Origin of the sequence: Flavobacterium sp. W21_SRS_FM6 (assembly GCF_052119645.1) — a bacterium.
In the GTDB taxonomy this organism is placed as follows: Bacteria; Pseudomonadota; Gammaproteobacteria; order Enterobacterales; family Alteromonadaceae; genus Paraglaciecola.
Window position 1 is genome coordinate 132,685 of record NZ_JBGQOM010000007.1, and the last position, 19,259, is coordinate 151,943.

Here is a 19,259-nt window from a genome sequence, read left to right on the forward strand (position 1 = left end):
GCTCATTTAAAGCGGGTTTTTTTATCACTAACGTATCACTACATGGTAGTAGTAGCGTTTGTGCTTTCAAATATTTTATCAGCTGACGCAGCAACAAATCCTTGATACAGCTTGCCGTTATCCATGGGGTAGCGTTGGGCAAATTCATAAAAACAGCTTGGTACACTCAATTCTGCATCACTGAGCTTAACGGTTATTTTATCTGCCATGGTGGAAGATTGTGCCAGTAAAACTTCTGGACCCCCTTTAATCTCGCCTCCTGATTGATTCAATACGAACCCCGCTTCGATAAGTTTAGCGTTTAACGCTGCTAGCTCCGTGAAATGAGAAAGATGGTTAACACTTACCGTGAAGTGGTTAGCTCTAAATCCCCAAACTGACATCCAGGCAGCATATTCTGATTCAGCAACCAAACTAGCGTAGTCAGCCGCTGATATTTGCCAATGTGCACCTGAATATAAAAAGTCTGGTTTGTCAGCGGCATTATTCGCTACTGAGTCCACTAACGAATAAATGATGTGCTGAATATGTTCGGGCATTTCTTCAACTAACAATTCGCTGATGAATACTTTAGGTAGGGTATCATCTGGGTGCTCAAAGTGTTTAGCGACGAGTTTTTTCTGTTTAAACTCATATTGGCCCTGCTCGGTATAACCTAGCGCTAAAAAGTGCTGAGCCAGTTTATCTAGACTAATTTTGTCAATGTTAAACGTTCGAAGCGCAATGTGATCATTAATTATCGGCGCTTCGCTACTGCTATGGCTTTTTTCAAAGGTGTTTAACAAAGCATGAATTTTTTCAGCCGAGGGCGTAATAGCCACATAGTTTTCCCACAAATTAGCGAATAAATCTTTAACCTTGCTATGCATAATAATGAAATCCCAACTGAAAATTAAATATGTAAACCAGGGCTTAAACTACTGGGTAAAGCAACCTTGTCCAACTCAACGGATGCCACGGGGTACGCGCAATAATCTGCTGCATAAAATGCGCTAGCGCGGTGATTACCGCTTTCGCCTATACCACCAAATGGCGCGGCCCCACTTGCACCGGTGATAGGCCGATTCCAATTAACGATACCGGCACGAATACGTTGATAAAAATACTCGTAATCGGCTTTATCATCAGCCAATAAACCGGCAGATAAACCAAAATTTGTGTTGTTTGCTTCGCTAATGGCAGCCTCAAAGTCACTATATCGAATGACTTTAAGTAAGGGGCCAAAGTGTTCTTCGTCGGGCAGGCTATCAAGTATTTCAGTTACATCAATAATGCCCGGGGTAACAAAACCTGATTCGGTGTCTGCGTGTGTGAGTTCAACTAGGCTGACGGCACCCAACGACAGCAATTGTTGTTGTGCTTTACGCATAGAGGCAGCAGCATTACTTGAAATCATCGCCCCCATAAATGGCTGAGGTTGTGCGTCGTATTGGCCAACTGTTAGGGTTTTAGTTACCGTAATAAGCTTGGCAAGTATGGCATCACCTTGGGCGTTATCAGCCAAAAATAGACGTCGAGCGCAAGTGCAGCGTTGTCCAGAGGTAATAAACGCTGATTGAATAATATCATGCACGGCCGCGTCAATGTCAGCTACGTCTTTCACCACAAGCGGATTATTACCGCCCATTTCTAACGCCAAAATTTTACCCGGGTGACCGGCAAATTGTTCATGCAATATTTTTCCTGTGCGTGAACTACCGGTAAAAAATAAGCCGTCAAGACCCGGATGGGCCGCTAAGGCTTTACCTGTTTCAACTTCACCTTGCACAAGATTTAATACCCCATTAGGTAAACCGGCTTGTTGCCATAGTTCAACCGTTAGTTCTGCGACTAAGGGCGTCAGATCACTGGGTTTAAATACCACGGTATTGCCTGCTAACAACGCGGGCACGATATGACCGTTAGGCAGATGGCCGGGAAAATTATAGGGGCCAAAAACTGCAACAACGCCATGAGGCTTATGGCGTATAAAGGCCTTGCCCAGTGGCATTGGGTTTTCAGTAACACCGGTGCGTTGTTGATAAGCTTTTTCAGATAGGGCAATTTTGCCTATCATAGAAGCAACCTCTGTTGCGGTTTCCCACAAGGGTTTACCGGTTTCTTGCGCTATCGCCAGGGCTAAGGCATCTTTGTTGGTAGCCAGTAACTCGCCAAACTTTTTAACAATGGTCACACGAGCCTCAAAACTGAGTTGGCTCCAGCCAATAAACGCGGCTCGAGCTGATGTTACTGCCAACTCAACTTGTTGTTTATCTGCACTGACGGCCTGCCAAATAACGGTTTTTTTTGCAGGATCGACAGATTGGATTGGATGACCTTGGCCTGCAAGCCACTGTCCATCGATAAAATGGGTATGGTTATTCATTATTATGTCCTGAATGTGGTTGGGGCGAAGCGGATTTGTTGGCCATTTTCTAAACCAAGCGCATCAGCTGCCGCTTGATTGATGAACACAATCTCATGCTCTTCATCAATACTGAGTCGTGTACATACACCTCTAAAATCGGCAACTTTGGTATTAATCGCGAAATACTCCCGGCCTTGAGTGGCTAATTTATCATTAATTTTAATGGCCATCTTGCAACTAGTTTGTGCTGTGCGTATGTGCTTTAAATTAGCTTCAACAGTAGGGCCTGCATCAAAAATATCCACGTAACCTCGACAGATAAACCCTTCTTTTTCAAGCATCTGCAGGGCAGGTTTGGTTTTTTCATGCACTTTACCGATAACGGCTTGCGCCTGTTTACTCAGTAAGCTTACGTAGATGGGATACTTGGGCATTAATTCAGCGATAAATTGCTTTTGACCAATTCCGGTAAGGTAGTCAGCGGTAGGAAAGTCCATTGAGAAAAAGTGCTCTTCAAGCCACTGCCAAAAAGGCGACTGGCCATTTTCATCACTGATGCCACGCATTTCGGCGATCACGGTATCAGAGAAACGCTGTGCGTGTTCCATCATGAATAAAAAGCGAAATTTAGACAGTAGTCTGCCGTTACTACCTTCGCGGGCTGACTGACGTAAAAACAGGGTGCATATTTCAGATACACCGGTGTAGTCATTACACAAGGTCAAAATATCGACCGTGTTGTAAATGTTCAGCTCGCGAGACGCATGAACCACTTTGCTCAAATGATAGTGATAAAAGGCATCATCTAAACCTACGGTTGACGCAATTGCACTTGTTCCAACCACTTCTTCAGTGTCTGTTTCTTCCATTACAAACAAGTAACTTTCGTCGCAAGGCTCATTGATGTCTTTGGCAAATGAGAGTTGCGACTGTTCAATTTTACGCTTTAACAGCGCTTCATTGACTGGTAATGAGGTGAACCCTATTCCAGACTCATTGGCAATATCAAACAATGCATCATAGTCACTGCTTTTGATTGGACGAATAACTTTCATGTTCGCTTACTCACTTCATTGTTACTTAAGCATTAACAACTTTCGCGACAGCACGTTCGAATCGAGCTAAGCCTTCTTTGATGTCTTCATCTGGGATAATTAAAGAAGGTGCAAAACGAATAACATTAGCACCTGCAATTAAGCACATTAGCTGTTCATCAGCAGCGGCAACAAGAAAGTCTCGTGAACGACCTGCATATTTTTCATTTAATGCGCAACCAAGCAGTAAACCTTGGCCACGAACTTCAGTGAAACAAGCGTATTTTTGGTTGATAATTTCAAGGCCTTGACGGAATATGTGTTCTTTGTGTTTTACACCGTTAAGTACTTCCGGCGTATTAACCACGTCAAGCACCCGTTCAGCTACTGCACAGGCCAAGGGGTTTCCACCATAGGTGCTGCCATGCGTACCTACTTTGAGATGCTCGGCAATACGAGCAGTGGTGAGCATCGCACCAATGGGAAAACCACCACCCAAGGCTTTAGCTGTGGTTAGAATATCCGGTTCGATACCCAAGCCCATATACGCATAAAGTTCGCCAGTACGACCTACACCAGATTGCACTTCGTCATATATCAACAAGGCGTGATACTTTTCACATAAGGCTTTGACACCTTTAGCAAACTCGTCAGATGGGCTGATAATACCGCCTTCGCCTTGTAAGGGCTCCATCATGACTGCACAGGTATTGTCTGACATTAAGGCTTCAAGCGCCGCTAAGTCATTGTAATCGACATGATCAATGCCACCGGGTTTTGGTCCAAAACCATCTGAATAGGCCGCTTGGCCGCCCACTGTAACAGTAAAAAATGTACGGCCGTGAAAACCTTGTTTAAACGCGATGATTTGTTGTTTGTGTTCACCATAAACATCAAGGGCATACCGACGAGCTAACTTTAACGCGGCTTCGTTGGCTTCTGCGCCTGAGTTGGCGAAGTAAACTCGCTCAGCAAAGGTGGCATCAGTGAGTTTTTTGGCTAACCGTAAGGCTGGCTCGTTAGTCAATACGTTGCTTAGGTGCCACAACTTATTGCCTTGTTCAGTCAGCGCGGCAACTAATTCTGGATGACAATGACCCAAGGCATTTACTGCAATACCGCCAGCAAAATCAATATACTCTTTGCCTTCTTGATCCCACACTCGAGAGCCAAGCCCTTTGACTGGGATCATTGCTGCTGGATTGTAGTTGGGTACCATCACTTCATTAAATAAATCGCGTGTGACATTCATAGTGCTACCTTTAAAATTGCGGCCAATTGGCTAAAAAAAGTGCTGTAGTATTACAGGAAAAACAACGCTTGTCTGCACCTCAGCAAAGACCAAATCCTTATATTTAAAGGCTTTCATGTAATTTTGCACTAATAGTGAATAACTATTTAATAAGCTGCATAGAATGTCTGACATTTGCCATTAGCTAAGCCCGATTCGTTAAGTGAATCAGCGCTTTGGTAATAAAATTGAAGGGGATGAATGATTATGCTGAAAAAAATTATTTATTTAATACGACTAAATTCAAGGTTCTGATGTCGGTTGTTTTTAATAATGCCAGCGCGCCTTTGGGTAAGCCGAGGCTGGCTACGTAGGTCTTAGCTTCATCAACGTTAATTAAACTGTTCATTTTAAGTAAGCGATAACGACTGTAGCCCATCGCTTGTGTGAGTATGAGTGCCAATGGCGTGATTTCCGCTAAAGGCGCGTTATTCGCGACTTCTTGCATGGCGTCAGCAATGAAAATCCGTTTTAAATCCATCATCTTAATTAGATCAGCACTAACTGCTAAAGCATACTTATCAATTAACTGATTTAAAAATTCGCCAGATGGTTCTAGACGAGAGATGGCATTGTGTTGCTCATGTAGCTGCTGGTTTTGTGCATCCACAAGAGCTTCTCTTTGTACAGTATCGAATAGTCTAAAGTAGAGTCTTACCACAACAATAGTACCGATAACGTGTAACATTCCTAAACTGAAGGCATTGTCTTCATTGACGTCATACAGTGGGGCGAGCCTTTTAGCACTTAGTGCTGTTGCTAAGGCCTCCTCCCAAATTCTATTTTTGATTTTTGGATAGGGATCCGTGATCTGTGGTAACCAGCGACGTATGGCTAAGGACAACACCACAGGATTTAAGTTTTCGATACCGAACATATTTAATGCCACACGCAAGCTATCGATTAAAATCGTTTTACCTTTGCTATCTGTGCGGCGGTATTTAGGTTGATTAGCTACTTTCAGTAATTCTTGATAAAACCAGGGAATTTGACCGGCCAAGGTTTCTACCCGAGAAATCGTAGCGGCTTTTGCACTGAGAAAGTCTAAGAGCTCGGGTATTGACGCATCAACGCCCACTATTTTTTGATACAGATTTTCAGTGTTCTTTAATTCTTCTACCAGCCGCTGTTCAATTTTAAGGTTCAGACGATCTAAATTTTCTTTTAAAAAATTGAGTGTTTGTTTTTGATTGAGATCTTTTTCTCGGATAGCTTGCTTTTCAACTCTTAATAAACTTCGCGCTGTCTTACTTTGCTCAATTTCGATAACACTTAAAGTCGGTTTGTCTATATTGAGTAAACTTGCTTGCGCTGCCTTAACATCTAAAAAAAGCATGTGGTATCGTTGGTTTACTAGCGCTTGTATGCTGGTGGAGTCAGTCATTTTATTGTTATTTTTTTACTGGTAAATGTTAGGGTTTATGTCTGTAAATTTTTTGTTACTAGGCATTGTGCTAGAAAAAAGCACCAACTAAAAGCTTTTAGTGGCACTGAATGCCAGAAAATTCGCTAAAATTTCATGACCAAATTCAGTCAGCAAGGATTCTGGGTGAAATTGCACACCCGCTAGGGGCATAGACCGGTGTTCAATCGCCATCACTTCTTGCAGATTAGCCTGTTCTTCGCACCACGCACTTACCGCAAATTCTTGGCTAATGCTGGCCTGATCTAGGATCAGTGAATGGTAGCGTGTGGCCGTAAACGTGGTAGGAATCCCCTTAAACATGGGACTGTTACCATGCTGAACCAGCGAAGTTTTACCGTGTTTAATATTTTGCGCGCGAGTGACATGGCAGCCAAATACTTGACCAATGGCTTGATGCCCTAAACACACCCCCAACAGAGGTATTTTGCCGGCAAATTGCTCAATTGCTGTTAGGCTAATTCCGGCTTCATCAGGGGTGCACGGCCCGGGAGAAATAACTAAATAGTTGGGATTTAATTTCGCGATATCTGAACAGCTTATTTCGTCGTTTCGTACAACCGTCACATGTTGCCCTAACTCAACAAAGTAACGGGCTAGGTTATGCGTAAACGAATCATAGTTATCGATTAACAGTAGCATTGCTAAGTGGCCCTAGTGCATGTCAATGAAAGCCTTGAATACCCCCCCAAGCAAAAAAGATGAGTTCTTACTTGGGCGGCAGCCATTACATTAAGAGTATTTAGTAAGGACGGGCAACAAACCCCACTGCTTCATATACTTTTGCCAAGGTTGTTGCTGCCTTTTCACGGGCTTTTTCAGCGCCAATGCGCATGATTCGATCCAGCTCTGTGCGGTCATCCCGCAAAGCAGCGTAACGTTGTTGAATTGGCTCTAATAGAGCGACGACTGCATCAGCAACGTCGGTTTTTAAATGACCGTACATTTTCCCTTCATACTCTGGTACAAGCGAATCAATAGAGCGGTTGCTCGCACAAGACAGCAAACTAAGTAGATTGGATACCCCAGGCTTTTCTGCTACGTCAAAGTAAATACGAGCTTGTTCATCAGAGTCAGTCATGGCGCGTTTAATTTTTTTACTGATGACTTTAGGCGCTTCCAATAAACCCACAAAGTTGTTGGGATTATCATCTGATTTTGACATTTTTTTGGTTGGCTCTTGTAAGCTCATTACTCGAGCACCAAATTCAGGAATATAAGGATCAGGGATAGTAAAGATGTCACCGTGAACATTGTTAAAACGAGTCGCGATATCACGCGTCAGCTCTAAGTGTTGTTTTTGGTCTTCGCCCACAGGTACAACATTGGCTTGATAGAGCAGAATGTCTGCAGCCATTAAGGCGGGATAACTATAAAGCCCAACGTTAATATTACTGATATTTTTTGCTGATTTATCTTTGAACTGGGTCATGCGATTTAGCTCACCCATTTGCGCATAACAGTTCATTATCCAAGCGAGCTGAGAATGCTCTGGTACATGTGACTGGATAAAAATACTGCTTTTAGCGGGGTCGATACCACAAGCTATATATAAGGCTAAGCCATCTAAACAGGCTTTGTGCAGTTCTTTAGGCTCTTGTCTAACCGTGATCGCATGCTGATCGACTAACATGTATAAACATTCATTATCGTCCTGCATGCCAACCCATTGGCGCAATGCACCAATGTAATTACCAATAGATAGTTGTCCGGATGGCTGGCAGCCGCTAAGTACAATAGGTTTTGTCATGATAGTTGTGTCTACAATAGTTGGTGATAATTAACAAAAATGTGGTTTTGCCAAGGATAACTCATGGCGCATGGCATCGATGACCTGCTGATAATTTGGTTGGTTAAAAATAGCAGATCCCGCAACAAACATGTCGGCTCCTGCCTCAGCAATGCTGCGGATATTATCGACTTTTACGCCACCGTCAATTTCTAATCTGATGTCAAAACCCGATTGTACAATCATTTGTTTGATTTGCCTTAATTTAACCAAACTATGTGGGATAAATTGCTGGCCTCCAAATCCAGGGTTTACCGACATCAACAGTATGTGATGTAACTTATGCATGACATCATCTAGATAATTTAAAGGGGTCGCTGGATTAATTACTAAACCGGGCTTGCAGCCTGAATCAATAATTAACTGGATACTACGATCAAGATGTTTTGATGCCTCGGGATGAAAACTGATTAAATTAGCCCCTGCTTTAGCAAAACCTTCTATTAAGTCATCAACGGGCTGCACCATCAAATGCACATCGATTTGGGCTGTGATCCCATAGTCTCTGAGGGCCTTACACATCATCGGTCCGAACGTCAGATTAGGCACATAGTGATTATCCATTACGTCGAAATGGATTACATCTGCACCTGCTGCAAGTACAGAGTCGACTTCTTGGCCTAACCTGGCCAAATCAGCAGATAAAATTGAAGGAGCAATCAAATAGTCTTGCATGCTTTGTCTCGTCAAATCTAAAACCCCTACTTTACAGAAAAAACGCCTATTTACCTAGACTCAAGGATTGCACCATCAAGGCCCTTATGTTGCAAATTGGTGCAAAGAAGGCGCATTTGTTTAGGCTAAAATCTGGCCAAAATAAAAAAGTAAAATAAATTATCGATATAAATCAGTAGTTTACTTTGTTTTTTTTATTAAGCCTAGATCAACTATTTTTAGGCATTAGATTTGCGTTACAAGTGAAATAAAAATACAAAAATAACGACAGAATCAGAAGTTAACACACTGAAAGTATTATAAATAAAACTGGAGTACACACATGAAAACTTTAAAACTAAGCGTTATCGCTGCCTCTCTACTAGCTGCATCAGGATTCAGTCAGTTTGCTTCTGCTGAAGTGAGTGCTAACTTTGGCGCGACAAGCAACTACTTATGGCGTGGTGTTACGCAAAGCGGAAATGCTCCTTCAGTATCTGGTGGCCTAGATTATTCAAACGAAAGTGGCGTATATGCGGGTACTTGGGTCGGGTCTATCGATTGGAGTGATGAGACGTCTGATACCAAAGGCGCTGAAGTCGATCTCTACATGGGTTACGGTGGCGAGTCAGGTGATTTCGGTTACGATGTAGGTTACATCTACTATTACTACCCAGCAACGGGTTATGAAGATAGTAATTTTGGCGAACTTTATTTCAATGGTAGTTTTGGTGCCTTTGGCTTTGGTGTTGCTTATACTATTAACAGTGAAGCTGACAATGATGCCCCTTTCGGTACTGGTGACCTATATTACAACGTGAGCTATGGTTTTGACTTACCTAATGAGTTTGGCTTGGGTTTAACTTATGGTTATTACGACTTTGACACCCCTACTAGTGAATCAGATTATGGTCATTTTCAAATTGACCTAGCCAAAGGTGACTTCACTTTCTCTGTATCAAAAGCGGATAAAGAATCTGGCAGTGATGACACTAACTTTGTAGTAAGTTGGGGCACGAGCTTCTAATTATTGATTTAACCAATTTGGCTTAATCAGAAAAATACCAGCTTTGATGCTGGTATTTTTTTTGTCTGAAATATCGGGCTGTAACAAAACGATGGCGATGCTAGTTGCTAAACTGAACATGAGATGAACGGACATGTAATTACGGTAAAGTTACCTTGTTGAAGTTTTGTACATCAGTATAATGCAACAAAGTATTTCAAACGGAGCTAACGTGATGATCAGGAAGTCAAAAATGTTATTCATCCTGAGTGCTGGTATCCTAACGGTGATGCTCAGTTATGTACAATTTCCAACGGCAGACGATGGTGTTGCAGTTTGTGATTGCTCTGAAGATGTTGTCTTTGCGAGTGAGCTACCAATGAGTCACCCTATTAATCGGTGCGCAACATCAAATGTTGAACAAGTTAGTTGGTTATCATGGGTCAGTGGTCGGTCAAATTCTTATCAGTTCCATTTTTTAGATTTGCTTGAGCTACTGTCTCGTCAAACTGAAGCACCTAAAAACAAACCAGCGGCTTAGGGCCATCATGGCAAGTTCGAACAAGCCGCAAAAAACCTCCCTATTTGATATAGTCAAGAGCGTTGCTGCTAGTGCTTTTGGCGTGCAAAGCGCTAAAAACAGAGAGCGAGATTTTCAACAACAATCCATTATTCCGTATATCGTGGTAGGGGTAATCTTTGTCTTGCTGTTTATAATTGGGCTTATCTTTTTAGTGTCTTATATCGTACCCAACTAGTGTCCTTTGGCGGTATCGCTGCATAAATCATTATTTCAATAAGGTTTAATCAGCCTGATATAGAGCCAGCAGTTCGCCTACTTTATTACGTGTGCCGCCACTTTGACTGATAAAACGACTAACTTGTAATTCTGTTAATCGAGCCTGTTGATATATCTCACGGGTAAAGGGGGTATCGTGGTTACTAATCAGTACAGGGATATTACGCTCATACCCTGATTTTTCGGCTAGCTTAGCTAACACATTTTGACTGCTTAGGGAAAACCCGCCGCTAGCATAGCTATTGAACTTTGCCGTTTGACTAATCGGTGCGTAAGGTGGATCACAGTAAATCACAGAGCCTAAACGAGAACGCGAAAATATATGCTCAAAGGGTAAGCAGGTAAATACCGCTTGCTGCGATTTTTCTGCAAAAAATAAGATTTCTTTTAGCGGAAAGTAAGGGGCTTTGTAACGGCCAAAAGGCACATTAAATATGCCTTTTTGATTATAACGGCACAGTCCGTTGTAGCCAAAGCGGTTTAGATAAAGAAAAATAACCGCTCTTTCATACCGATCAGTGCTGAGATTAAATTTCTCACGCAAGGCATAATACCGCGTCTCACAATTATTACTTGCTACAAATAAACTGGCACTGTCTGCGATGTAGTGGTCAGCACGTTTCTGAATTATTTTATAGAGGTTAATTAAATCCGGATTGATATCGTTTAATAGATATTTAGGATATTGCGTATTTAAAAAAACTGAACCGGCACCCACAAAGGGCTCAATCAACTTATTCGCGTAGGGTAACTTTGCGGTTATAGCTTCAATTAAACTGTATTTTCCACCTGCCCATTTTAGGAATGCTCTATTTTTTTTTAACGCCATAGTGACTAATACTGCTGCCTAACAAAGGAAAATGATAAAACGCCCGCGAATTGTAACGACCATCTGGCGAAACACCAATAAATTATCGCAAGTTTGACGCTATTTCCTGTTGTATTACATTCGCAGACTTCACAAACGGAGATTGAGCTTGCAAATTTGTCGGTAAGGATTCTAGTCCGGCTTTAGCCGCAGCAAAACTTGCATAACTTTGCTTCATGATTAAGACATACCAATTTCCACCAAATCGTTGCGTTTCATACACCCAAGTTTGTGCGGCAAGATTTTGTTCACTGATATTTTGCAGTAGTAAGTCTTTATCGGCCATGGCTAAAAGCTGAATATAGTAAGTGCCGCTCAGTAATGACAATGGTGCAGAGAGAGTGGCTTGCTCCATGTCATACTCAGGCGATGCGATTTGCTGTGTTGCAATATTTGACTGCACAACTGAAGGCTGAACATCACTCATCTGAGGTAGGCTGGCAAGTGGGCCATCAAGCTCAATTGACTCGCTACTTTCTTCTCGATTAAGTTGGCTTGATTTTTCGTATAAAAATTGTGTTGAGCTCTCTTCAACTTGGGCTATCGCCGTTTGCCAATCGGTCACGAGTGGATCGGCAGTAGACTCACTCTGTGGGGGCAATGCTGTTTCAATTTTGTCAGTCTCTTCACTCAAAATCGGCTGTTCTGCTAGCATGTCATTACTTGTGGGTAAGTCCTCACTAGCTATTAGCTGTCTACTAGCTGGTGCTTCAGTTTCAGATGACTCAGGCAGGCTTGCGGGTTTATCGTGGCTAAGACCTAAAACTGATTGTAATGCCTCGGGATATTGCCAGCTCAGCATCGCCATAAAAAGGGCAATAAAGATGAGAATAAACGCCCCAATCACACCTTTGCGTTTTAAGAATACTGCTTGTGTTTGGGGTTCGTTTGCCCTTTGCTGTAAACGTTCAGCAAATTTTTTACGCTTTAAAGCAATGAGTTTATCGAGATCAGAGCTTAATTCAGTCTGCAACGAATCTACGCTAGTACTGGTGTTAATAAGTAAGGGTTTGTCACCCGATTTACCACCTAGTAATTTTTGCGTATCTCTCGCCCACGATGCTTGAGCAAATAATAAAATATTAAGGTGCTGTTTGTTGTTGGTAAAGCGGCTTTGAAGTACCAGCTCCCATAACTCTTTTACCAGTTTATCAGGCAAGTTTTCGGCCTTACTTACACTGATAATAATTGGACCATCATGATGATTAAGTTCGGCTAACAACTGATTTAGTGGCCGATTGAAGTCAGCTGATTTAGTTTGACTCACCAACTGCTGGTAAAGTTTCTCACGATATTTAGCTAAGGGGGTAGTGGTAGAAGCCGCAATTAAAGCGACTTCAATTTGTTCCGTTGATTTTGCGATGAAGGTATCAAGTATGTTTGATTGTTTTGCTACGTCTGAGCTAATGAACATTAGCTGTGATGAATAGCTTACTAAATACTCTAATCGGTCTTGTAGATCGGAAGTCGCCATACTGTTCTCATCATTAGTCATCAAACTCCCTTTATTGATTCGGGAGTAGTATTTACTAAGAAAGAACGGCGCGAAGTACCTCTTCAGATACTTGATTAGTGACTTTTGCTTGGCCTATTCCAGTAGGAATAATGAAGTTTAGCTTACCTGCCTGCACTTTTTTGTCATGACGCATATGCTGCATAAAACATTCATAGTTCATGTCTTGAGGTGCTTTTATCGGTAGATCAAAACTGCTTATCAAGGTTTCAATTCGTCGGTAATCTGACGCATCGAGCCAGTTCATCTTAGTAGCTACTTCACTAGCAAGAACGATGCCCGTTGCTACCGCTTCGCCATGCAGCCAGTTACCATAACCTTGCTCAGCTTCAATCGCGTGACCAAAAGTATGGCCTAAGTTGAGTAGGGCGCGTAAACCAGATTCCCGTTCATCAATAGCAACGACTTCGGCTTTGATTTCACAGCAACGAGCGATTAAATATTGTAGAGCGTCGGTATCTTTGGCTTTTATTAAGTCTTGGTTTTGTTCTAACCAGCTAAAAAAGTCGGTATCGTAGATGACGCCATACTTAATTACTTCAGCCATGCCTGCTGAAAATTCTCGATCTGGCAGAGTATGTAATGAGTTAGTGTCGATAAAAACGGCTTGAGGCTGATAAAAAGCCCCGATCATATTTTTACCCAGTGGATGATTTACTGCTGTTTTGCCTCCTACCGACGAATCTACCTGCGACAACAAGGTTGTTGGGATTTGTATAAAAGGTATTCCGCGCTGAAAACAGGCCGCAACAAAGCCGGTTAAATCACCTACTACACCGCCACCAAGTGCAATGATGGTGGTATCACGCGCAGCAGACATTTCTAATAATTTGGAGCTAACGAATTCGAAAGTTGCTAGGGTTTTATGTTCTTCTCCGTCAGGGATAACAATTTTACTGACCTGGCAGCCCTGCAACGCATTCAAAAGTAGAGGATAATACAGCGGCTCAACAACATCGTTGGTCACAACTACCACGGTTTTAGTCTTCAAGTAGGGAAGAATCAGATCGGGTTGTTTAAGTAAATCAGCATTGATAAAGATGGGGTAGCTACGCTCACCCAACTCAACAGAAATTGTTGCCATAAGCGTAGCTCTCTATTTTTCTACCGGTTTACAGACCGATTTTCTCGATTATCTGGTTGGCCACAGCGCGAGCACTTTGGTCATCAGTATCAACGACATAATCAGCTGCATCTTCATACATCGGATTGCGTTCTTCCGCTAAACGACGAAGTACTGCTTCTGGATCATCATTTTGCAGCAGTGGACGGCGTTTGTCTCTTTGGGTTCTGGCGACTTGTTTGTCTATGGTTGTTTGTAAATAAACAACTATTCCGCGGGCTGACAAACGGTTTCTTACCGCTTTGCTAACCACAGAACCACCACCAGTAGCGAGAACAATGCCTTGTTTATCAGTCAGGTCATTGATCACGGTTTCTTCGCGTGCACGAAATCCTTCTTCACCCTCGATATCAAAGATCCAAGCGATATCTGCACCGGTGCGTTTTTCAATTTCTTGATCTGAGTCGAAGAACTCTAAATGGAGTTCATCTGCGAGATGCCTACCGATGGTGCTTTTACCAGCTCCCATGGGGCCTATTAAAAAGATATTACGTTTTTCAGCCATTTTTTGCTTTATTCACAATTATGTTTATTTAAGGGGTAGAAATGGTTTGTGCGGCTACCCTTTTATGGATTAACCAGACCTCGTTGAAATTTCGAGGGCGTGATTATCTCAGTTTTACCCCGAATTTTGCAAGCTTTGTTAATTTAGCATTAAAAAAGCTGTCTAATCATACGCTTAGACAGCTAATTTAATGTTTTATATATGTTAAAAGTTCCGTTTTCAACAATTGTTTACTGTGTACGTAAATTATCCGTCAAAATCTTGGGTGTCACAAAAATCAATAACTCCCGTTTTTCGTTTCTAACAGAGGTGTTTTTGAATAAGTGTCCTAGTACAGGTAAGTCACCTAAAAGGGGCACTTTAGAAATGTCATCTGCCGTAGTTTGCTGAAAAATTCCACCTAGTACAATAGTTTCTCCATTTTCTACCAAGACCTGAGTGCTGATTTCTTGTGTATCTATCGCCACCGCTGGGCCTGTAGAAGTAGAAACAGTATCGCCACGAGTATCTTGAGTTACCACCAAATCCAAAATAATACGGTTATCTGGGGTGACATGAGGCGTGACCTTTAAACTCAGTACCGCTTTTTTAAATTCTACCGAAGTCGCACCGCTTGAGGTTGATTGCACATAAGGGATTTCTGTACCTTGCTCGATGTAAGCTTCGTGCTGATTGGCCACTGTAATACGTGGGCTCGCAATAATTTCGCCCTTGTTTTCCGATTCTAAAGCAGACAGTTCTAGGTCCAATATCGTGCCATCTACTAATCTTGCGACTTGTAAACCGATTCTTCCTGCTGGATTAGCCACTGGTAAATTCACATTGAGTCTGTCGCTCAATGACGGAATAGTGCCGCCTGCAATCGTTTCTGCACCGGTTAACGAGCCTGAAATACCGTTGTCATCTTGTTTATCACTAAACCCCCAGCGCACGCCAAGTTGTTGACCCGCATTGTCGCGAACAGTCACCATTCTTGATTCAATCAGTACTTGTTTAATCGGTATATCAAGGGCTGTTATCAGTGCTTTGGCTTCATCAATAGATAATTGTGTGTCGCGCAACAATAATGTGTTTGTGCGATCATCTACTGAAACAGTACCACGGGGAGTGAGTACCGTGTTTTCAGCATTTTTCAAAATACTCGCCATATCAATTGCTTTAGCGTAGTTAATTTGAATATTGGTTGAAACCAGTGGTGCAAGCTCTGCTACTTGTTGTTTTGCCTGTAGCTGTTGAGTCTCACGAGCAGTTAACTCTTCGGTTGGTGCGATAAGTAGAATGTTGCCTTCTAAGCGTTTATCGAGTCCTTTAATTTTCAAGATCATGTCTAATGCTTGATCCCAAGGTACGCCAGATAAGCTGATGGTAACATTGCCAGTAACCGTATCCGTGGTGACCAAGTTGAACCCGTTAACTTGAGAAATAATTTGTAGTACTTGTCTGACGGGAACGTCTTGAAAATCTAAAGAGATAGGTTCGCCCGCGAATTTGCTGTTTTCCGTGCTTTTAACTTTTTCGCTCATCTTTTCAATATTGATAATCAAATTGTTGCCAGATTTTTGATGGCGAAAACTCACTTCATCTACTAGTGCAAATTCCACTTTGCTGCTGGCTTTTTGTTGATAGGTTTCAAGCATTGAAACAGGTGTCGCAAAATCAATGACATCAAGTTTATACAGCTGTTCTTTAGCCAATTGCGTGGTCGGTAGTAACAGGGTAAGTTTGTTATTTGCTTTGCTTAACTGCATCTGGAAATTACTGTTGCTAAAAACTAACGTAGTTTGTGCTCCGCCGTTGGGCATACGTTTGAACTGAATATCTTGTAATTCAGAGCTAAAAACACTGCTGGCTTGTTTGTCTGTGTCGACTAATACAACACCGCTTTCTTGGCTTAGTACGCTAAAAGTCCAAACCGAAAGCAATAAACCTATGGACCATTTCAAAACTGGTTTTGCGATTAAAGACTGAACATTAAAAGTAGAATATTTAGACATTTTTTTCTCCTGCCTTTGAAAGCATGGTGAGAGTGGCCTGCTTTTTCTGCCAACAGCCAGCACCATCAGGCAGCATTTCAGTGAACGAAACTACGCCATTGTTGATCGAATCAATTTTTCCAAAAAATAACCCAAGGTAATCACCTTTTGTCACTTTGAATAAACTACCAGTATTAGATTGTATCAGTGCCCATTTTTTGCCATTTGAAGTAAAAAAGCCGGTGACACTTAACGCATCGATACCGAATTTTTCTAGTGCCTGTTTGTTACGAGAAAAATCAGGCTGCGCGCAATTTGGCTGTGAAATTTGTTTAACTTCTACTCCCATATTTCTTGGATGCTGAAAAGGACTCCTCAATTCTAAGGCTGAATAAATAAAAGTGGGTTTTGCTTCAAATTCGGGATAAGGCTCAATATTAACCGGAGTATTTTGTTTTACCTCGGCGATATAGACTTGCAGATCTTCAATGCCTGCGTTACAGCCGCAAAGGACTAATGTAAGAGCAAATACAGTTATACATCTCATTTGTTTTGCTCCTTTCCAATATTTTGCTCGTTATCACCTTTTGCAGTCCGATAGGTCTTGGCTTGTAACTTGAGTTTTAAGGTATTGGCTTCTTGCGAAATTTCAAAGTCGTGTACCGTCACGATCCGCGGCAAACCAGCAATTTCAGAGGCAAATTGGCCAAAGTTATGGTAACCACCGGTCACTTCCATTTGTATGGGTAACTCAGTATAAAACTCTTTAGGTACTTCCTTTTGCCAGTTCAGTAGTCTAAAAGTCAGGCCAGCAGAGGTGCCGACCAAAGTAATGTCATCCAATAAACCAGGGGTTTCATTGCTGGTAGGCAGTGATTTTAACATCGAAGAAAAATCATTTTGTAACCTAGCTAGTTGCTCTTCATATGCGCTTAAATTAACGGCAATACGGTACTTAGCTTGATAGTTTTGCTTGAGTTCAGCCTCACGATTTTGCGCCGCTTCTAACAAAGGCAATTTAGACTTCACTAAACCGTAGTACCCACCAACTAAAGCGATAATAGCCACAAAAACAGCCACAACAGTTTTAACTTCAAATGGCCAAACTGCGATTTGTTCAAAATCAAGTTCATTGATTTCTTTCAGTTTATTAACATCAAATTTCATTTTTTGGGCTCCACGTTTTCAGCAGAGAAATCTGGTGCAACACTCGGATTGATCGTAAAGGTCAATTTAAAGTCACTGACGGCTTCGAGTGCAGAAGTATCTGCAACGATGGAAGACAGTACGCCACTGCTAAAGACGTTTGATTGCTCAAGTTGACGCATAAAGTCAGCAAGTCTGTTGTTCGATTCACTTACCCCTAAGACTTCAACTTGGTTGCCACGACGAGAAAAACTACGAAAGGACAACCCTGGCGGTACCAGACGAACCAGTTCATCGAGTACCTTTGGCACTGCATTACGACTGGCTTCTAACTGCTCAATCAATGCCATGCGCTGCTCGATGGCTTGTTTGTCTTTTTTGATATTTTTAATCTTCTCAATTTGTGCGTCTAAAGCGACAATTTGTTGATCGATAAACTGATTACGTTGGTTTTGGCTGGTGATCATGTTGTCGACAATCGTGCCAACCCCAAACATTAATCCGAAGGCAACAATAGCGATACCTGCCAGCATGGTGAGATAATTGCGTTTTTCTTCAACTCTTTTGGCTTCACGCCAAGGCAATAAGTTTATATGTGCCATGGGCTAAAACTCCTGCAAGCTAAACCCGCCGCTATCGCTAATTGAGGTGCAAAGGTGCTTAATTCAGAATTTTGCAAGGTGTCTGATATTGTCATATCGGCAAAGGGATTAAACATTTCTATGTCGATGGCTAATTCATTGGCAAGATCTTCAGTGACAGTCGCGACATGACAAGCCCCGCCGCAAATCAGTAATTTAGTTGGACGTTTGGCACCGGTAGCACTGACAAAAACTTGCAATGCTCTATTGATATTCTGTTGTAAATTAGCTAAAAAAACGGGGTAAGAATCTAATTTCCAATTATCCGGTAGGCTATTAGTCTGCAATTGTTTCTCAATGTGTGAGCGCTCTTGGTTGTATAATAAGACCAAGTCTTGCACTAGGGCATCCATCCCGAAGCTGTGATCTTTGGTGTAGTGGACTTTGCCATCTTTAACCCAGCATAACTGTAGATAAGTTGCTCCGATATTTAGGCAGCAAATGCCGTCTTTATCATCACTGGCATAAAAGTTCGCTACAGCCGAGCCTAACGAATAACTTTCAACATCAACTATTTTGGCCTCATAACCCACTTCACCTAATAAGGTGATGCGACGGTCAACGATATCTTTATGTACCGCGCTGAGTAAAACTTCGACCTTATTGGCGGTAGTGGTGCTATCGGCGACTTCTTCAAAATCAATATAGACCTCCTCAAGAGGATAAGGAATAAGGCTGTCAGCCTCTAGTTCTATCTGGCTCTCCAGCTCATAGTCAGATAAGCCTGGATCCATGTAGACAATTTTATTAAGAACCGTGGAGCCTGAAACAGCAATAGCCACATGTTTATTTTTGGTTTTAAGGGAGGCTTTAACCTTTTTTAAGGCGTGGCTGACCGCTTCAAAATCTTTGATTTCTCGCTCGGCAAACGCGTTGCCGATGATGGGCTCGCACGCAAAAGCCTGCAGGCTAAATTTACCGTTGGTTTTTTCGAGCAATACGGCCTTAACAAAACGAGAGCCGATGTCTAATCCAATCATTTGTTGGGCTTTTTTTCTAAATAGGTTTGTCAACACATTCCTTTCCACAACAATAAGTTAATCAATATTTGATTATTATTACTTAAAAAACTGTTATTTATGGATCTAATAACAGTACATAGGTATAAAATGTAAGTCATTTTGTTGAAGTTACCTTGGTATTTTTA

At 42.0% G+C, this 19,259-nt stretch carries 20 protein-coding genes; 3 read left to right on the top strand and 17 right to left on the bottom strand.

Features of this window, described 5'->3' with window-relative positions; translation table 11 throughout:
• Positions 1 to 38: 38 nt before the first annotated feature.
• The 8 genes from ACEN2L_RS13195 to rpe form a co-directional block, all read right to left on the bottom strand.
• On the bottom strand, positions 39 to 869 hold the full coding sequence (locus ACEN2L_RS13195; protein ID WP_441744319.1) for a DUF1338 domain-containing protein: 831 nt from the start codon (positions 867 to 869) through the stop codon (positions 39 to 41).
• Positions 870 to 892: 23 nt separating this feature from the next.
• Complete coding sequence (gene astD, locus ACEN2L_RS13200) at positions 893 to 2,365, bottom strand: succinylglutamate-semialdehyde dehydrogenase (protein ID WP_441744320.1); 1,473 nt, start codon at positions 2,363 to 2,365, stop codon at positions 893 to 895.
• Between the two features lie 2 nt (positions 2,366 to 2,367).
• The gene (astA, locus tag ACEN2L_RS13205) at positions 2,368 to 3,402 is read right to left on the bottom strand and encodes an arginine N-succinyltransferase (RefSeq protein ID WP_441744322.1); all 1,035 of its coding nucleotides are present in this window, start codon (positions 3,400 to 3,402) and stop codon (positions 2,368 to 2,370) included.
• 25 nt (positions 3,403 to 3,427) lie between these two features.
• Positions 3,428 to 4,633 carry an aspartate aminotransferase family protein gene (locus tag ACEN2L_RS13210; protein WP_441744324.1) on the bottom strand — a complete coding sequence of 402 codons (1,206 nt, stop codon included), beginning with the start codon at positions 4,631 to 4,633 and terminating at the stop codon, positions 3,428 to 3,430.
• A 259-nt stretch (positions 4,634 to 4,892) separates the two neighbouring features.
• Complete coding sequence (locus tag ACEN2L_RS13215; protein ID WP_306021822.1) at positions 4,893 to 6,008, bottom strand: HDOD domain-containing protein; 1,116 nt, start codon at positions 6,006 to 6,008, stop codon at positions 4,893 to 4,895.
• A 135-nt stretch (positions 6,009 to 6,143) separates the two neighbouring features.
• Positions 6,144 to 6,737: an anthranilate synthase component II gene (locus tag ACEN2L_RS13220; protein ID WP_306021821.1), complete on the bottom strand. Its 594-nt coding sequence runs from the start codon at positions 6,735 to 6,737 to the stop codon at positions 6,144 to 6,146.
• A gap of 100 nt (positions 6,738 to 6,837) precedes the next feature.
• The gene (trpS, locus tag ACEN2L_RS13225; protein WP_306021820.1) at positions 6,838 to 7,845 is read right to left on the bottom strand and encodes a tryptophan--tRNA ligase; all 1,008 of its coding nucleotides are present in this window, start codon (positions 7,843 to 7,845) and stop codon (positions 6,838 to 6,840) included.
• 30 nt (positions 7,846 to 7,875) lie between these two features.
• A complete protein-coding gene (gene rpe, locus ACEN2L_RS13230; RefSeq protein ID WP_306021872.1) occupies positions 7,876 to 8,559 on the bottom strand; it encodes a ribulose-phosphate 3-epimerase in 684 nt (227 codons plus the stop codon).
• A gap of 322 nt (positions 8,560 to 8,881) precedes the next feature.
• On the opposite strand from rpe, the gene ACEN2L_RS13235 reads away from it, so the two are divergent.
• The 3 genes from ACEN2L_RS13235 (at position 8,882) to ACEN2L_RS13245 (ending at position 10,302) form a co-directional block, all read left to right on the top strand.
• Positions 8,882 to 9,565 (top strand): TorF family putative porin, encoded by a 684-nt coding sequence (locus ACEN2L_RS13235; protein WP_441744327.1) that lies wholly within the window; start codon positions 8,882 to 8,884, stop codon positions 9,563 to 9,565.
• Between the two features lie 232 nt (positions 9,566 to 9,797).
• Positions 9,798 to 10,085, top strand: coding sequence for a hypothetical protein (locus ACEN2L_RS13240; RefSeq protein WP_441744329.1), 288 nt, complete (start codon positions 9,798 to 9,800; stop codon positions 10,083 to 10,085).
• Positions 10,086 to 10,092: 7 nt separating this feature from the next.
• Positions 10,093 to 10,302: a DUF2970 domain-containing protein gene (locus ACEN2L_RS13245; protein WP_306021817.1), complete on the top strand. Its 210-nt coding sequence runs from the start codon at positions 10,093 to 10,095 to the stop codon at positions 10,300 to 10,302.
• 45 nt (positions 10,303 to 10,347) lie between these two features.
• Here ACEN2L_RS13245 and ACEN2L_RS13250 read toward each other — a convergent pair whose 3' ends face one another.
• From ACEN2L_RS13250 to pilM, 9 genes are all read right to left on the bottom strand, one after another.
• Positions 10,348 to 11,172 carry a Dam family site-specific DNA-(adenine-N6)-methyltransferase gene (locus ACEN2L_RS13250; protein ID WP_441744331.1) on the bottom strand — a complete coding sequence of 275 codons (825 nt, stop codon included), beginning with the start codon at positions 11,170 to 11,172 and terminating at the stop codon, positions 10,348 to 10,350.
• An 82-nt stretch (positions 11,173 to 11,254) separates the two neighbouring features.
• On the bottom strand, positions 11,255 to 12,706 hold the full coding sequence (locus tag ACEN2L_RS13255; RefSeq protein WP_441744333.1) for an SPOR domain-containing protein: 1,452 nt from the start codon (positions 12,704 to 12,706) through the stop codon (positions 11,255 to 11,257).
• Between the two features lie 34 nt (positions 12,707 to 12,740).
• The gene (gene aroB, locus ACEN2L_RS13260) at positions 12,741 to 13,808 is read right to left on the bottom strand and encodes a 3-dehydroquinate synthase (protein WP_441744334.1); all 1,068 of its coding nucleotides are present in this window, start codon (positions 13,806 to 13,808) and stop codon (positions 12,741 to 12,743) included.
• A gap of 28 nt (positions 13,809 to 13,836) precedes the next feature.
• The gene (aroK, locus tag ACEN2L_RS13265; RefSeq protein ID WP_306021813.1) at positions 13,837 to 14,352 is read right to left on the bottom strand and encodes a shikimate kinase AroK; all 516 of its coding nucleotides are present in this window, start codon (positions 14,350 to 14,352) and stop codon (positions 13,837 to 13,839) included.
• A 230-nt stretch (positions 14,353 to 14,582) separates the two neighbouring features.
• Positions 14,583 to 16,346 carry a type IV pilus secretin PilQ gene (locus tag ACEN2L_RS13270; RefSeq protein ID WP_306021812.1) on the bottom strand — a complete coding sequence of 588 codons (1,764 nt, stop codon included), beginning with the start codon at positions 16,344 to 16,346 and terminating at the stop codon, positions 14,583 to 14,585.
• Positions 16,339 to 16,872, bottom strand: coding sequence for a pilus assembly protein PilP (locus ACEN2L_RS13275; RefSeq protein ID WP_441744337.1), 534 nt, complete (start codon positions 16,870 to 16,872; stop codon positions 16,339 to 16,341). Before ACEN2L_RS13275 ends, ACEN2L_RS13270 begins: the two co-directional genes overlap by 8 nt.
• Entirely contained in the window at positions 16,869 to 17,492 is a 624-nt protein-coding gene (locus tag ACEN2L_RS13280) for a type 4a pilus biogenesis protein PilO (RefSeq protein ID WP_306021810.1), read from the bottom strand. The genes ACEN2L_RS13275 and ACEN2L_RS13280 overlap by 4 nt, the downstream gene beginning before the upstream one ends.
• Positions 17,489 to 18,073, bottom strand: a complete 585-nt coding sequence (locus ACEN2L_RS13285) for a PilN domain-containing protein (RefSeq protein WP_306021809.1) — start codon at positions 18,071 to 18,073, stop codon at positions 17,489 to 17,491. Before ACEN2L_RS13285 ends, ACEN2L_RS13280 begins: the two co-directional genes overlap by 4 nt.
• A complete protein-coding gene (pilM, locus tag ACEN2L_RS13290) occupies positions 18,061 to 19,128 on the bottom strand; it encodes a type IV pilus assembly protein PilM (RefSeq protein WP_441744339.1) in 1,068 nt (355 codons plus the stop codon). The genes ACEN2L_RS13285 and pilM overlap by 13 nt, the downstream gene beginning before the upstream one ends.
• Between the last annotated feature and the right edge of the window lie 131 nt (positions 19,129 to 19,259).